The organism is Pediococcus stilesii (genome assembly GCF_001437075.1).
GTDB classification, from domain to species: domain Bacteria; phylum Bacillota; class Bacilli; order Lactobacillales; family Lactobacillaceae; genus Pediococcus; species Pediococcus stilesii.
The window spans coordinates 12782-28146 of sequence record NZ_JQBX01000016.1 but is presented as its reverse complement, the minus strand read 5'-3'; the positions used below and the strand labels follow the sequence as shown (position 1 = coordinate 28146).

The window sequence follows — 15365 nt, the reverse complement described above, 5'->3', positions numbered from 1 at the left end:
TCTAAAGATAATCGTACCTCAATTCAACACCGATTGTTAGAAAAAGTTGTTCCTATAGGCTATTAAATCTATAACAACTTATATTTTATGAATAGCAACCAAACAATTATTCTCCAAACACAAATTGACTTCGATACAATTCAGCATAAAAGCCATTCTGCTGGAGCAGTTCCGCATGATTTCCCTCTTCGATTACATTTCCATTTCGGAGAACGACAATTTTGTCCGCGTTTAAAATTGTTTTCAACCGGTGGGCGATCACAAAGCTCGTCCGCCCTTGAATCACGTTATCCATTGCCTTTTGAATTTTAGCCTCCGTCACTGTGTCCACGTTGGAAGTCGCTTCATCTAAAATTAGTAACTCGGGATTCGTTAAAATCGTCCTTGCGATGCTCACTAATTGTTTTTGACCCGTTGAGAAAATTGAATTTTCATCAGAAACATGCGTTAAATAACCATCTGGTAAGCTTTCGATAAAGTCGTGAATATTAGCTTGTTTAGCGGCCGCGATCACTTGATCATCCGTTGCCTCAGGATTTCCGAAAACGATGTTGTCTCGAATTGTTCCATCAAACAGTACGCTATCTTGAAGAACAATCCCGACGTGATCCCGCAAACTTTTCAGATTGAACTTTCTTAAGTCTTTCCCGTCAATCGTGATTGACCCCGAATCGACGTCATAAAAGCGATTAAGTAAATTCATTATCGTTGTTTTTCCCGATCCCGTCGGACCGACTAATGCGACCATGTGGCCCTTTTCCACACTGATGTTTACTCCATGCAAAATTTCCGTGTTCGTATTGTAACTAAACCGAACATTGCTTAACTGAATCTCATTTTTGATTTTTTCCATGACACTTCCATCTGGAACAGTGTCTTCTTCTTTCTCATCAAAAATCTCCGTTAAACGATGCGCACCAGTTACTGCCAATTGAAACATACTATAAAGTGAAGCAATATTGATGATTGGTTGGTAAAATTGTTGCGAATATTGAACAAAAATCACTACCAATCCCAGCGCCGTTGCACGTTCCATGCCACCATTCATCGCCAACCAGCCACCAAAAAATATCACAATGGCCGTATTAACTAACGAAATCCCGTTCATCACTGGCATCAGCATCCCAGAGTAAATTTGTCCCCTAGTTGTTGCTTGCCGAACTCGTTCATTAATGGGAATAAAGTTCTTAATCGACTTTTTTTGTAATCCATTGGTGATAACGATTTTTTGACCACTAATCTGTTCGTTAATGTAGCCATTTAAATTTCCAACCTCTGCCTGCTGTAAATTAACATAATGCCGAGTTTGCCGAATCAAATATGCCGCTAATATTAGCGCAATTGGTGACGAAGCCATTGTGACCCAAGCTAGTGTTACGTTAACGCGAAACATCATAATGATAATTCCAACCATCATAAATACATTGGTTAAAATATCAATTAACGACTGATTCAGTGCATTTGAAATGTTATCAAGGTCACTCGTAAAACGGCTCAGGATGTCGCCATCTTTATGTGAGTCAAAATATTGAATCGTCAGACGCTGTAGCTTTCCAAACAATCCCCTTCGCATGTTGTTTGTTGAATACCCAGAAATCAAAGTAACTGCCGCACTTGCAATAAACGATCCGACACTATATAGAATGTAAAAGATTAACAGCAACCAAAGTGCCTGCCAAAACTGATTCTGATTTTTTTCGGTATCCGAAACGTACTTTGCCAATTCCGTGATGGAATTTCCAAGAAAAACGGGCGCTTTAACCTGAAAATAGGTTGATGCCAAAAGGGCAACGGTCGTAACCAAAAATCCCAGTCGATATTCTTTCATGTAGTCGTAAAAGAATTTAGTTGTACGTTTAAATTCGCTCATTGGTTATTCCTCCCTTCCCCGTTGTGTTTCATAAATTTCATGATAAATCGCGCTTGTTTTTAACAACTCTTGATGACTGCCCACTCCGACCAATCGACCCTGGTCCATGACAAAAATTCGATCCGCATGAATAACTGATGAAATTTTTTCAGCAATAATTAGAGTTGTAGTCCCCTTTAAATCCTGATGTAACGCTTTTTGAACCAATTTTTCTGAATTAGCATCCAACGCTGAAGTCGAGTCGTCCATAATTAGAATCGGCGGTTTACCAATCACGCCACGCGCAATGGATAAGCGTTGCTTTTGTCCGCCAGAAAAGTTAGATGAGCGTTCTTCAACGGGCGCTTGATACTGATTAGGAAGGCGATCAACAAATTCCGTTGCTTGAGCGATCCCAGCTGCACGTTGCATTTCCGCCTGGGTGGCGTCTTCTTTTCCATGGCGGAGGTTGTCTGCAATTGTTCCTGAAAAGAGAATCGCACGTTGCAGTACAAACGACACCGTTTTCCTTAAGGATTTTTCATTGACATCCCTCAGATTGACCCCGCCAACCCGAACGGCGCCCTTTTGTGGATCATATAAACGCGGAATCAATTGTGCAAGTGTCGATTTACCAGAACCAGTTGCACCAACAATTCCGATCATCTCCCCTGCCTTAATTTGAAAGCTAATATCTTTTAAAGTTGGGTGATCATCACCGGCATAACTGAAAGATACATCTTGAAACTCAACTGTTCCGGTTAAATTCTGTTCTGGAACATCTTTATAAACTAAAGTTCGCTTTGTATCCAGCACCTCATGCAAACGTCTTAGTGATACCAACGCTCGGGCACTAAATGTCATCATCATTCCAGCCATCACCAGGGCAAAAACGACTTGAATCAGATAATTGGTAAACGACGCCACCGCTCCGACAATTTCTGGATTATTTTGTGCAATATTTCCTGCTAAATAAATCGCCAAAACCAATGCCGCATAGCCAATCATTGAAAACGCTGGAATAATAATGGAAAAGATCATTCCGACACTTATGTTTTCCTGATTAAACTCATCTGAAACTACGTTAAATTTTGCTTTTTGATTTTCTTCTTGGTTAAAAGATTTAACCACTCGCACCCCAGCCAAATTTTCTTTGGCAATTTGATTAAGCCGGTCAATCAAATTTTGTAACTTTTCAAAGTGCTTACCCATTTTACCCATTGCAATGGCCGATACTAATCCGACTACAATCACCATCACCACGATAATCCACCAAAGTTGTGGAATCGTCACAATCGCTAAGATAAACGAACCAATAAACAGAAATGGAACCCGGATCAACGATTGCAAGATTGTCATTACCAGATTTTGAACTTGGTTAATATCGTTCGTCAGTCGAACCACTAAGTTACCAGCCTGAAATTTTTCGATATTTTCAAATGAAAAGTCTTCGATTTTTCGATAAACCATTTCACGAGTGTCGGCACCAATGCTTTGGGCAACCCGTGCAGCTAAAATTGTATTTATCACCCCTGCAATCAATCCAATTACCGCAATCACAATCAGTTGAACCCCTAGCGCTAGCATTTGATCTTGATTATTTCTCATAATGGCATTAATTACATCCTGTAATAATTTAGGTTGCCATAGAGTTGAAACAACCATCAGTGTCACTGCGATTAACGATCCCACAATTGATTTCCAGTATTTTGGAACCTGTTTTAACACAATATCCACAAGCGTTCCTCCTCATTTTTCAATATATTGTTTAATTCTACTATGAACTAAACGGTTTATAAACGATTTTGGAGAATTTTATTATAAAATGATTAAAATTCGATAAAAACAAAATACTTTTCTTAGTGGACTTTAAACTTGCATTTAATTTTAAAGAATGTATACTTACATAAAGTAAGTGAAAGATAATAAAAAACGGAGGCTTAATATAAATGGCTGAAAAAGAAAAATATACTTTTGGGATCGAAACATTTGGTGACATTGGTTTTAACGAAGACGGTACACAACTAGATGCTGGTCAAGCACTTCGACAATTGATTAAAGAAGCAAAGCTAGCCGATGAATTGGGAATCGATGTAATCGGGCTCGGTGAACATCATCGTTCAGAGTATGCCGTGTCCAGCCCAGAGATTGTTTTAGCAGCAATTGCTGAAGTAACCAAAAATATTAAGTTGAGTACCGCAGTCACAGTACTTAGCTCGGATGATCCTGTTCGAGTCTTCGAACGGTTCTCAACCCTTCATGCTTTATCAAACGGTCGGGAACAAGTTATGTTAGGACGGGGCTCTTTCACAGAGTCTTTCCCATTGTTTGGTTTTAATATGGAAGATTACGACAATCTTTTTGAAGAAAAAATCGCAATGTGGCAGGAACTCTTGAAGGGCGAAGCAATGAATTGGAACGGTAAGTTAACTCAAAAATTGACTGATACAACCGTCTATCCACAACTTCCAAAGGGTGAAACGATTGATACAGTGGTCGGTGTTGGTGGATCGCCTGACTCAATTGTACGTGCCGTATACTACGGTTATCCCGTGATTTTAGCAATCATCGGTGGTGAACCATCACGATTCAAACCTTACGTTGAACTCTATAAAAAAGCTTCAGATCAATTTAAGAAACCCCTTCAACCACTCGGAATGCATTCGCATGGAATCATTCTAGAAGATGGTGAAGAAGCCAAGCGCGTTGGCTGGGAATACATCAAAGCTTCGATGGACCGCATCGGTGCTGACCGTGGTTGGGCACCAATGAGCCGTGATCGTTTTGAATTTGAAGTTGATAAGGGTTCCTACTACGTGGGTACACCAGAAGAAGTTGCTCAAAAAATCGCTAAGAATATGAAAGATCTTGATATGAACCGTTTCGATTTAGTATACGGAACTGGTGGACAACTCCTTCATCAACGAAATGAAACCATTCGCTTGTACGGCGAAAAGGTTGTTCCTCGCGTAAAGGAATTGCTGGGAGGCGAATAGTATGGCAAAACCAATTATTGGAATTTTAGGTGCTGGTAAGTTAGGTTCCACGCTTGCTCGTTTGGGCGTTCAGGCTGGATACGATATCATCATTGCCAATCGCCATCCCGTTAGTCAATTAAACTGGATTATGGCAACCATGGCGCCCGGCGCAACGGTAATGACGGCTGAAGAAGTGGTTATGAATGCTGACGTAATTATTTTAGCGATTCCACTAAGTCACTATCGCAATTTAGATCCAGAAGCCTTCGCTGGAAAAATCGCCTTGGATGCGACCAACTACTGGTTTGAAGTTGATGGGACGACCAATACGATTTCCGATTTAAAGAAGTCTTCCTCCGAGGTAATCCAAGAACATCTTAAAGATAGCTTGGTGGCCAAGGCGTTCAATCACATGGGCTATCACGATCTTGAAATCGAAGTTGACCGTCATCCTCATGAAAAACGAGCAATGGCTTATGCAACTAATCACGATTCCATCCGTCCAACGGTTGAAGAAATCATTACTAACTTTGGATTTGCTCCATTCGATTTAGGTGCATTACGCTTTGGACTCTATCTCGAACCCGGCAGCCCACTGTTCGGTGAAGCGATCACAACTGAAGAATTCAAAGAAAAAATCGACCACATTTACGACAGCTCCTTTGGCAAAAAGATCATTGAAGCTCGTGGCGGTGAAATTAAGTAAATTAAAATGAGGTTTCTACGGCTCGAATTGAGCGGTGGAAACCTCATTTTTTAGTTAAAGAATTAAAACCTATTACCTAGTCATCATCATATTACTCTGCTTAAGATAAGCGATGGCGTCTCTAATTTCAGATGTGGCATCTTTTTTACTCCACATTTGATCCCAAGATAAATCAATATTAATTGTTCTGCCACCCCTTGTTTTTACTGCAATTAAATATTTTGGCCGAAGCCATGGCATAAATAATTCTGGTAAATACCACGTTCCTAAAATTGATTTAGATGTTATTTGATCTTTATTTTGAACAACACGCATTTCGCTGATATCTTCAAAATTAATAACTTCAAATTTACTTTGAGTCGGGCTAAAAACTTGCTTCAATCGGCGTCCGTACGTACTCATATCATAATAATAAATTTTATCGCCTGATATTTCCCATGCGCCGTATAAATAAGTAAGATAATGCGGATAATATCCCAAACTAACCAGCAGAAAAACCGCAGCTCCGCTCAATATGATTCCGATCAACGATACTTGAAATAACATTATAATTAGCGCGGCAATCACTCCACAAATCACACTTTGTATTATCGGATGATAGTTAATTCTCTTTCCAAATTTAAAATCCATAAGACATCCCTCCATCAGTAAACTCGTAATCGACTTGTCACTATTGATTCTTCTATCGATCACCCCAAAATGTATCCGCTTTCAATTAATATTTTACTCTCTTCTGTGGCGGATTACATTTTTTCGTATAAACGTACGTAAACGCATTATTAACGTTAAAAAAGTTGGAAATTGAATGCCAAATTACACACGAAATCAACGAGCAAAACAAAGCGTTTGCTGGGTTCAATCCGTGGATTAATACGTTTAATCGTTAATTGCACCGATTTTACGTCCTTGACCAAACACCTTTATTATCGTATTGTAAGCGTATTAATAACATTTGAGAGTGAGGATTTTTATCTATGGATTTAGTTATTGTTCGACACAGTATTAGTACTGACAATCATGCTGGACGTGTTTCGGGCGCTGGGTCAAACGTTGAATTATCCCCCGCTGGAATTGACTATGCGAAAAAAGTTCGTGAAGCTTACGATTGGGATCGCTTTGATCAAGTCTTTGCCAGTCCACTTCGGCGAGCACAACAAACAGCCCAAATTCTGACGAATGACAGTCCTAACATTAAACTTGACCAACGTTTATCTGAACTTCATTTTGGTGATTGGGAAGGGGCCGATGAGAAACAATTATTTGCTAAACATCCAGACGTTTTCGACTACGCTGGAATGTTCAATGAAAAGTACTCTAATTTTGCGCCGAACTCCGAAAGTTATGCAGATTTAGTTCTTCGTTCAAAAAGTTTCTTAAGTGATATAATTGGTCCTTACGCGAACCGCTCCGTTTTATTAGTTTGCCATGGGATGACCATCCGTGCGCTGTTCGCTGCTATTTTTAATTCGAAGGTATCGGAATTCACCACCGTTAATAACGTCACTTTAAATGAAGTATACTTCGATCCAAAAAATAATTTCGATCCTCGTTTATACAGCTATAATCAAAAATTAGTATAATAACTACTATTACTGGGGCTGAAAGGCCCCTTTTAGATTTCAATTAATTTAGGATGGTATTTTTAATTATGGATTTAACAATTGTTCGACACAGTATGAGTACTGATAATAACAGTGGCCGCATTTCTGGAGCGCGATCTGATGTTAATTTATCTGATGAAGGAATCGCATATGCTAAAAAGGTCAGTGCCGCCTACGACTGGCATCAATTTGACCAAGTTTTTTCTAGTCCGATGAAACGCGCTCAACAAACTACCCAAATTTTGGTCGGTAAAGACACCCCGATCGAATATGATGCGCGACTAAAAGAACTGGATTTTGGGGACTGGGACGGTCAAGTTGAGGCAGAAATTTTCAAACAATATCCCCAAGCCTTTGTGCATTTGGGGATGCTTAAAAATAACTACGTTGACTACGTCCCAAGTGCGGAAAGTTATGCTCATTTAATTCAACGAGCTGGAGACTTTTTAGAAGAACTCAAACAAAACCATGACGATCAGTCCATTTTAGTTGTCTGTCATGGCATGACCACTCGGGCACTTTTAGCTGCCGCATTTAGCAATGATATTGCTAATTTTGGCACGGTGGACAACGTTTCATTAAGCCATCTTCATTTTGATGGTAGCAATCAGTTTCCTCCTCGAATGGACAGCTACAATCAAAGTGTTGTGTAAAACTTTGCTTTTCCCTAGTCGTTCATGATAAGTTGGACCAAACAATCACGGAGGACTCTATGTTACAAACCAAAATAGTCAATCGCCAATTACCAGAATATCGCCAAATCGTTAAGCTTTTTAAAACAGCTTTTCCAAAGGAAGAACAGATGCCAATCTGGCTTTTACGTGCACTATCTCATCGCCGTGGAATCAACTTTTTGGCTTTCTTTGATGAAGATATTTTCTGTGGTTTGACCTACTTTATTCGTAAAAATAACAATCTATTCTTACTCTTTTTTGCCGTTGATGGTTCAATTCGGTCGAAGGGTTATGGAACTCAGATTTTAACCTGGCTGAAAACGCACTACCCAGATGATCAAATCTTTTTGGAAATTGAAACTGTTGACTCAACTTCCGCTAACTATCAACAGCGCCAAAGCCGGCAAAAATTCTACTTCAAGAATGGGTTCAAAGACACCGGTGTTAAATCTAAGGAACAAAATGTTGTTTATGATATCTTATCTACTGCTGACAGCTTCTCTGCGCAAGATTACAAAGATTTGATTCGGCATTTTTCCTTTGGTTTAATGCGGGCAACAACGTTTTGACATCAAAAAACTTCGATATTGAGAAACCTAATATCGAAGTTTTATTTTTTTATCTTAATTATTCATTTCTGATGATATACCCACTTTAAACTGTTCACTAACGTACTTCGCATACGTTTGATGCGATTTCACCAGATCTTGGTGGTTTCCGGAACCGGTTACTTGGCCCTTTTCGATAAAGTAAATTCGGTCACTATCCACGATGGTTGCCAAACGATGGGCAATTACCAAAGTTGTGCGACCCTTCATCAAATTGGTTAACGCATCTTGGACTTTCATTTCAGACTCCGAATCCAAGCTAGCAGTGGCTTCATCCAGCATTAAAATTTTAGGATCACGAAGAAATGCGCGGGCAATGGCGATGCGTTGCCGTTGTCCACCAGAAATTTTAACGCCTCGTTCACCCACTTCAGTATCGAGCTTTTGAGGCATACTTTCGACAAAATTTCGTGCGTATGCCAAATCGAGGACTTTCCAAAGCTGATCGTCGGCAAACTCTTTGTCCAGCCCATAGGTTAAATTGTCCCGAATCGTTCCAGCCATGATCGCTGAATCTTGTGAGACAAACCCAATTTGTTTTCGATAATCAGTCAATTTAATATCGTGCACGTCGATGTCATCAAATTTAATTGTTCCACTCGTCGGTTCGTAAAAACGTTCTAGCAAACTAAAAATGGTTGATTTTCCACCGCCCGAAGGACCCGCAAACGCGATGATTTGATTGGGTTCAGCTTTAAACGAAATATCTTTTAGCACTTGATCATCTGGATCATCGGCATAAGCAAAATCGACGTGATCAACAGACAATACTTTATGGGCTAAATCAACATCCGTTCCAGCCTCAAAATCTTCAGGTTCCTCTTCCAATAGTTCCTCCACCCGGCGTGTTGAACCGGCTGCTTTCGCTAGCTCTGAAAACAAAGTGGCAATCGTTGGCATCGCTCCGATTAAGTTAAAGAGGTACATTAGAAAACTCATCAAGGTTCCGATCGCCATTGCCCCAATCGCAATCCGATGCATCCCGTATGCTAAAAGACCAAAAACCATGCTCATAAACACCATCATCATTAACGGCTGCATCGTTGCATCAAAAATGGCTTCTTTTTTTCCAATTTTGAATAGTCGATTGACTTCTTGTGTTGCCCGCCGTTGTGCCTGTTCTTCGGCATTGGACGTTTTCACCAACCGAATTTCGCTTAACGTTTCATTTGCCACTCCGTTAAATTGCGCTAACGCATCTTGTCGAATATGACCCACCTTGGTTCCAAAAGTCATGATCGGAATCATGAAGATGATCACCACGGGTACAGCGATCACCATTGCTAGCGTCATGTGCCAGTCCATCCGAATCATCATGTAGATTGTTCCAATTACGGTGATGACACTCGCCAAGGTTTGCGGAAAGGTGGCGGCTAACAACTGTTTAACTTGTGTCGTATCGTTGACTAACCGACTCGAAATTTCACCAGCTTTAACCGTATCAAAGTAACTTACTTTTAAAGTCGTTAGTTTCTTCCACAGTCTTTTTCGCAAGTTCTGAATAACATCTTCACCAAAAATACCAAGAATCGTACCACCCACTGCCGAGATCAAAGCCGCGGCAACGAATAGTCCAACCACTTCACCCAATAGACCATAATTAACCCCTTTAGTAAAATTATTGACTAACGTTGAAGCGAGTTTTGGAACGTAAACTTGTACACCTGAACTAACGGCCAGAAGTAAAACGCCAAAAAGTAATAACCAGTAATTCGGTTGCGTCTTTTGAATTAACGTCGTGAAGTCTTTAAATTTAAACTTCGTCTGATCCTTCCGAACCGCATCATTAAATCCCCTTTGATTATTTGAATCCATTTTAACGACGGCCCCGCTTCCATCCATCAAATCCGCCAAAATGACCGTCGAAGTCTCGGTGATGATGATTATGTGCTAGCATTTGATTTCGTGCTTTAGCGAAAAATGGACTCATTTTCCCAAAACGTTCCCATCGCTGATCATTATTAAAAATCTCTTCCAGCTTATCTTGGAATTTATCGCTTGAAATATTATCCGCCATTCGCTGAAGATAATCATTTAAGTGGTCAAGTTCTTCGTTGGTAAAATCTTCAAATAAAACGTCTTTTAGGGTTGATCCAATCGCACCATGTGCCGACAAACTTTCCCGGCCCTTATCAGTAATTTTAACTAAAGTTACCCGTGAATCTTGTTCAGATTTTTCACGGATTGCGGTTCCCGCTTCCTCCAATTTTTTAATAATTTGGGTTACACTCGATGGTTTGACATCCAATACTTCTGAAATTCTACCAGCAGTGACATTTTCTTCATCGTTAAGTAACTTAAGTGTTTCAAATGCACTATCCGTCTTTTCCTCAACATTATTTGCAAAAACTAAAAATGGCTGATGCGTAATCTTCATCAAGTTGTCTAAAATTTCATTTTTATTCATAATCTAAAATCTCCTATTAATTTATTTAGTTGATATCTTAACTAACAAAATAAATTGTATTGCGAATTATTTAGTTTGTCAATACTCAAACTAACTAAAATTAAAGAAATAAAAAAAGGACCTTTCAGTCCCAGTTAAATTAACTCATGAATTAAATTTCAGCTAATGCCGCCCCAATCTCATCATTCCCATCGCTCATCATGATTACTTTTCCGATGGTATTATCAGCGTCCAAAATTGCGGCAAGTACGGCAGCAACATTTTCAATTGAGTTTGTCGAATTTGTCGCTGTACCAATTGAAACCTTTCCGCTTCCTTTTTCTTCAACTAAGGTAGTCGGTTGAAGAATGGTATAGTCGAGACTTGTCTGATTTACAAGATAATTATCAGCGAAGAATTTGGCAATATTGTAATTTGTTAACTGATCAAGTCCCCGTCGATGCCATTGTTCGGGCTCTAAAGAATACATTGAACTTAACATGATGAACCGTTTAATTTCATTTTTTTCGGCCGCCTGCATCACTTTTACTGCCCCAAAGGCATCCGTTTGAAGCAGATCCTTCCCACGGGATCCCGCCACAAAATAAACTGCGTCAACGCTATCAATTACTTCACTAATTACATCAACGTCCGCATGTAAGTCTAAATGAACCGGGTGAACATGGTCCATTTTAACAACCCGTTCTATCTGACGAGCTCCCGCAAAAACTTCGTGGCCTCTATCTACTAAGTTCTTGATTAAATTTGACGCAACCCTTCCAGTCGATCCAACAATAAATACTTTCATGACAAACCTCCTACTTCTGTTCTTTTAACTAATTATACAAAAATATCAATGATAATATGAATACTACCACTTATCTGAGCAATTAAATCCGAGTATCAATTATTTGTTGCATAAAAAATACAATGAGGTAATTGTTCTTCGTTGACTAGTAGGTTGCCCTTTGGTAAGCTTTTCTAGCTAATCCAATTCAAGGAAGGTGATTTACATGCCAAATTTTGAACTATCCGGGATCCAAAATTGGAAACAAAACATTTATATCTTTTTAACTGGACAGTTTCTTTCAGGAATTACCAGTATGATTGTTCAGTATTCAATTATTTGGTACCTAACTATGCAAACAAAATCGGCAACGATTCTAAGTGTTGCTTCAATTTTGGGAATGCTACCAATGATCCTATTATCCCCATTTGTTGGTGGACTAATTGACCGCTCTAACAAACGTGCTCTGTTAATTATTACCGACGCAATTGTTGCCATTTTTGCGGTTTTTCTTAGTATTGCAGGCAGTTTGGAATCCAGTTTTCCGCTCTGGCTAGTATTTGTTAGTCTATTTATGCGAGCCGTCGCCCAAACTTTCCAGCAACCCACGATCCAGTCGGCACTCCCAACCATGGTTCCTGCCGACGAATTGACGCGGTTTAATGGTCAATTGGGAATGATTCAATCCGCCAATTTTATCATTGCTCCCGCGCTTGGAGCATTTCTTTTTAGCATCGTCTCAATTCAATATTTGATTCTTCTGGATGTGATTGGTTTTATCATTGGGGCTAGTCTACTACTCTTGGTAAAAATCCCCGACAATTCTGCTAATGCCGTTACGGAAGTTCACGCCGGGCAAGATGCCATTTTTGGGTTAAAAAAACTAAGAACCCGTCCTGGACTATGGCGAATCACTTTGATCGGTACTCTTTTTACGCTCTTATTTATGCCAGTTGGTTCAATGTATCCATTAATGACTGTTCAATATTTTCACGGGACGATTGCTCAGGCGGGAATTGTAGAAGTAGTTTGGTCAGTGGGAATGTTATTCGGTGGTGCAATCATTGGGATTCAAAAAAATTGGCATAATCGCATGATTCCATTAATCATTGCTTTCTTTATTGTTGGGATCACCATTGGTGGCTCCGGATTGCTTCCTGGAACCACCCTTGGATTTTGGATTTTCATCGGCTTAAACGGCATTGCCGGCTTTTCAGTCCCCTTTTTCAACACCATGCTAATGGCGATGATCCAACAAAGCTATCCGCCAGAAATACTCGGTCGAATCATGGGAGTCTTTGGCAGCTTGATGAGCATCGGCGGCCCAATTGGCCTCATCTTTGCCGGACCGCTTGGGGACCAAATTGGTGTCCAAAATTTATTCCTAATTGGTGGCATCGGGAGCGTTTTGTGTGGAATTTTAATTCTCTTTCTACCTAGCGCTCGCCGCTATGATCTTGACTTACAAAGTGAAATTAATGCCTCAGAAAAATAAATAGTATACTAAAAAAAGTGCTGATTCCCAAGGAGGGGAATTCAGCACTTTTTACATTAACTAAAATTAGTTAAGCTTTGTTTTGCTTTGTACTTCAAGCTTTTCGTTGAAGTCGTAAACAACTGGTTCGCCAGTTGCCATTTCAAGGTTGATGATATCTTCATCAGAGATACCTTCGATGTACTTGCTCAATGCACGAAGTGAGTTACCATGTGCAGCAATGATGATGTTCTTGCCATCAATCAACTTAGGAGCAACTTCGTCTTCCCAGAAAGGAATAACACGTTCAAGAGTTACCTTGAGGTTTTCACCACCAGGAATGATACGTGGGTCTAAGTCAGCGTAACGACGGTCGTTTGCTGCTGATCCTTCATCATCTGCACTCAATAGTGGAGGAAGAACATCGTATGAACGACGCCATGTATGAACTTGGTCATCGCCCCACTTCTTAGCAGCTTCAGCCTTGTTTTGGCCTTGAAGAGCACCGTAATGACGTTCGTTTAAGCGCCATGTCTTCATTTCAGGAATCCAAAGTTGGTCTGAACCTTCCAAAGCATAGTGCAAAGTCTTGATGGCACGTGTCAATACTGATGTGTAAGCTTGGTCAAATTCAAGACCAGCTTCCTTGATTAACTTACCAGCGTTTTGTGCTTGTTTTACACCTTCGTCGCTAAGATCAACATCAACCCAACCAGTAAATTGGTTTGATAAGTTCCATTGACTTTGTCCATGACGGATTAAAACTAATTTTGCCATATCGTTTAAATACCTCTTTCTTCAAATAAATTTCTAACACTACAATTTTACAATTTTTCACGGATTTTCACAAACTGAAAGTGAAAAAGTTTAATCAATCGTAATCAACATTGTCAGGAAAATGGGCCAGGCGGGTCCCAGCTTGACCAAGTTCCTCCTCAATCCGCAACAATTGGTTATATTTTTCGACCCGTTCTGATCTTGCAGGGGCGCCAGACTTTAATTCAGCTGAATTAGTCGCAACCGTAAAGTCGGCGATAAATGGATCACCCGTTTCACCAGAACGGTGTGACATCATGGTGGTATAACCATTCTTCCGCGCTAAACGAATTGCCTCCAGGGTTTTGGTAACTGTGCCAATCTGATTTAATTTAATTAAAATTGAATTGGCCATCCCCTTCTTAATTGCCTCTCGAATCAATTTTGGATTAGTGCAGACCGGATCATCGGCAACGATTTGAATTTGTTGTCCATATTTTTCAGTAAATTCGGCAAAACTATCCCAATCTTCCTCTCCATAAGGATCTTCGATTGAAATAATTTCTGGAAATTTTTCAAACAGACTGGCGTAATATTCTCCAAGTTCACGTGGTGAATACGTTTTTCCTTCAAAATCATAGTTCTTAGTTTCTCGATTAAAAAAGTATGAGGCCGCGGCGTCAAAAGCAATCGCAATTTCTTTTCCTGGTGTGTATCCCGCCTTTAAAATTGCATCATGGAGCATCTGCAACGCTTCTTCTGAAGAACTTAAATCTGGTGCAAAGCCGCCCTCGTCGCCTAATCCCGTCGTATAGCCAGCTTCTTCAATCACCTTCTTTAGGACGTGGTACGTATTGACGATTTTTTCAAATCCATCTCTAAAACTGTCCCGTTCAACCGGAGTAATCATAAACTCCTGAATATCGATCCCGTTATCAGCGTGTTCTCCACCATTGATCACGTTGTGAAAAGTCTGTGGAAGTTCCAAATCTGTTCCACCTAAATAGCGATAAAGTGGTACTTTCAAGGAATTAGCTGCCGCCCGTGCGACGGCCATTGAAACTCCTAAAATCGCGTTAGCTCCTAGTTTCCGTTTGTTTTCAGTGCCATCTAAATCAATCATCATTTGATCCACCAGGGCTTGATTAAATGGATCGGTTCCCTTTAAAGCCTGTGCAATATCTTGATTAACATTCATAACTGCTTTATGAACCCCTTTGCCTTGGAGCCGAGTTCCGCCATCACGCAGTTCCACCGCTTCCTTTTCACCGGTAGAGGCCCCCGAAGGAACCTCCGCTCTTCCCCGGGTTCCATCTGAAAGAATCACATCGACCTCCACAGTTGGGTTCCCACGTGAATCAAAAATTTCTCTTGCCTTAATGCTTTCGATTACCTTTTCCATGCTAAAACTTCCCCTCTTAGGTAATAAAAAAAGACGCCTATTACTCCAGCACAAACTAAAGTAATAGACGTCATCAAATTATTATCAATTATTTACGGCGAACGTCATCGCCTATTCAATTACAACCAAATTATAGTTCCCCAA

14 protein-coding genes and 1 riboswitch are annotated in these 15365 nt (G+C 40.1%); of the genes, 6 read left to right on the top strand and 8 right to left on the bottom strand.

What is annotated here, in order from left to right:
- Positions 1–106: 106 nt before the first annotated feature.
- Complete coding sequence (locus IV81_RS07380) at positions 107–1870, bottom strand: ABC transporter ATP-binding protein (RefSeq protein ID WP_057803810.1); 1764 nt, start codon at positions 1868–1870, stop codon at positions 107–109.
- Positions 1871–1873: 3 nt separating this feature from the next.
- Positions 1874–3586 carry an ABC transporter ATP-binding protein gene (locus IV81_RS07375; protein ID WP_057803808.1) on the bottom strand — a complete coding sequence of 571 codons (1713 nt, stop codon included), beginning with the start codon at positions 3584–3586 and terminating at the stop codon, positions 1874–1876.
- Positions 3587–3798: 212 nt separating this feature from the next.
- On the opposite strand from IV81_RS07375, the gene IV81_RS07370 reads away from it, so the two are divergent.
- On the top strand, positions 3799–4845 hold the full coding sequence (locus IV81_RS07370; RefSeq protein ID WP_057803806.1) for an LLM class flavin-dependent oxidoreductase: 1047 nt from the start codon (positions 3799–3801) through the stop codon (positions 4843–4845).
- Position 4846: 1 nt separating this feature from the next.
- On the top strand, positions 4847–5533 hold the full coding sequence (locus IV81_RS07365; RefSeq protein WP_057803804.1) for an NADPH-dependent F420 reductase: 687 nt from the start codon (positions 4847–4849) through the stop codon (positions 5531–5533).
- Positions 5534–5605: 72 nt separating this feature from the next.
- On the opposite strand, the gene IV81_RS07360 is transcribed toward IV81_RS07365, so the two are convergent.
- Positions 5606–6163, bottom strand: a complete 558-nt coding sequence (locus IV81_RS07360) for a hypothetical protein (protein ID WP_057803802.1) — start codon at positions 6161–6163, stop codon at positions 5606–5608.
- A gap of 344 nt (positions 6164–6507) precedes the next feature.
- On the opposite strand from IV81_RS07360, the gene IV81_RS07355 reads away from it, so the two are divergent.
- The 3 genes from IV81_RS07355 (at position 6508) to IV81_RS07345 (ending at position 8377) form a co-directional block, all read left to right on the top strand.
- Positions 6508–7113 carry a histidine phosphatase family protein gene (locus IV81_RS07355; protein ID WP_057803801.1) on the top strand — a complete coding sequence of 202 codons (606 nt, stop codon included), beginning with the start codon at positions 6508–6510 and terminating at the stop codon, positions 7111–7113.
- Between the two features lie 68 nt (positions 7114–7181).
- The gene (locus IV81_RS07350; RefSeq protein ID WP_057803800.1) at positions 7182–7787 is read left to right on the top strand and encodes a histidine phosphatase family protein; all 606 of its coding nucleotides are present in this window, start codon (positions 7182–7184) and stop codon (positions 7785–7787) included.
- A gap of 59 nt (positions 7788–7846) precedes the next feature.
- On the top strand, positions 7847–8377 hold the full coding sequence (locus IV81_RS07345; protein ID WP_057803798.1) for a GNAT family N-acetyltransferase: 531 nt from the start codon (positions 7847–7849) through the stop codon (positions 8375–8377).
- Positions 8378–8431: 54 nt separating this feature from the next.
- Here the strand turns inward: IV81_RS07345 and IV81_RS07340 are convergent, their stop codons facing one another.
- The 3 genes from IV81_RS07340 to IV81_RS07330 form a co-directional block, all read right to left on the bottom strand.
- Positions 8432–10231 (bottom strand): ABC transporter ATP-binding protein, encoded by a 1800-nt coding sequence (locus IV81_RS07340; protein WP_420848349.1) that lies wholly within the window; start codon positions 10229–10231, stop codon positions 8432–8434.
- 1 nt (position 10232) lies between these two features.
- Positions 10233–10823: a MarR family winged helix-turn-helix transcriptional regulator gene (locus tag IV81_RS07335; protein WP_057803795.1), complete on the bottom strand. Its 591-nt coding sequence runs from the start codon at positions 10821–10823 to the stop codon at positions 10233–10235.
- A gap of 151 nt (positions 10824–10974) precedes the next feature.
- Positions 10975–11610, bottom strand: a complete 636-nt coding sequence (locus IV81_RS07330) for an NAD(P)H-binding protein (protein ID WP_057803793.1) — start codon at positions 11608–11610, stop codon at positions 10975–10977.
- Between the two features lie 205 nt (positions 11611–11815).
- On the opposite strand from IV81_RS07330, the gene IV81_RS07325 reads away from it, so the two are divergent.
- Positions 11816–13084, top strand: a complete 1269-nt coding sequence (locus IV81_RS07325; RefSeq protein ID WP_057803791.1) for an MFS transporter — start codon at positions 11816–11818, stop codon at positions 13082–13084.
- Positions 13085–13150: 66 nt separating this feature from the next.
- Here the strand turns inward: IV81_RS07325 and IV81_RS07320 are convergent, their stop codons facing one another.
- Entirely contained in the window at positions 13151–13840 is a 690-nt protein-coding gene (locus tag IV81_RS07320) for a 2,3-diphosphoglycerate-dependent phosphoglycerate mutase (protein ID WP_057803789.1), read from the bottom strand.
- A gap of 94 nt (positions 13841–13934) precedes the next feature.
- Positions 13935–15221, bottom strand: a complete 1287-nt coding sequence (gene eno, locus IV81_RS07315) for a phosphopyruvate hydratase (RefSeq protein WP_057803787.1) — start codon at positions 15219–15221, stop codon at positions 13935–13937.
- A 57-nt stretch (positions 15222–15278) separates the two neighbouring features.
- Positions 15279–15342, bottom strand: a riboswitch (Fluoride riboswitch).
- Between the last annotated feature and the right edge of the window lie 23 nt (positions 15343–15365).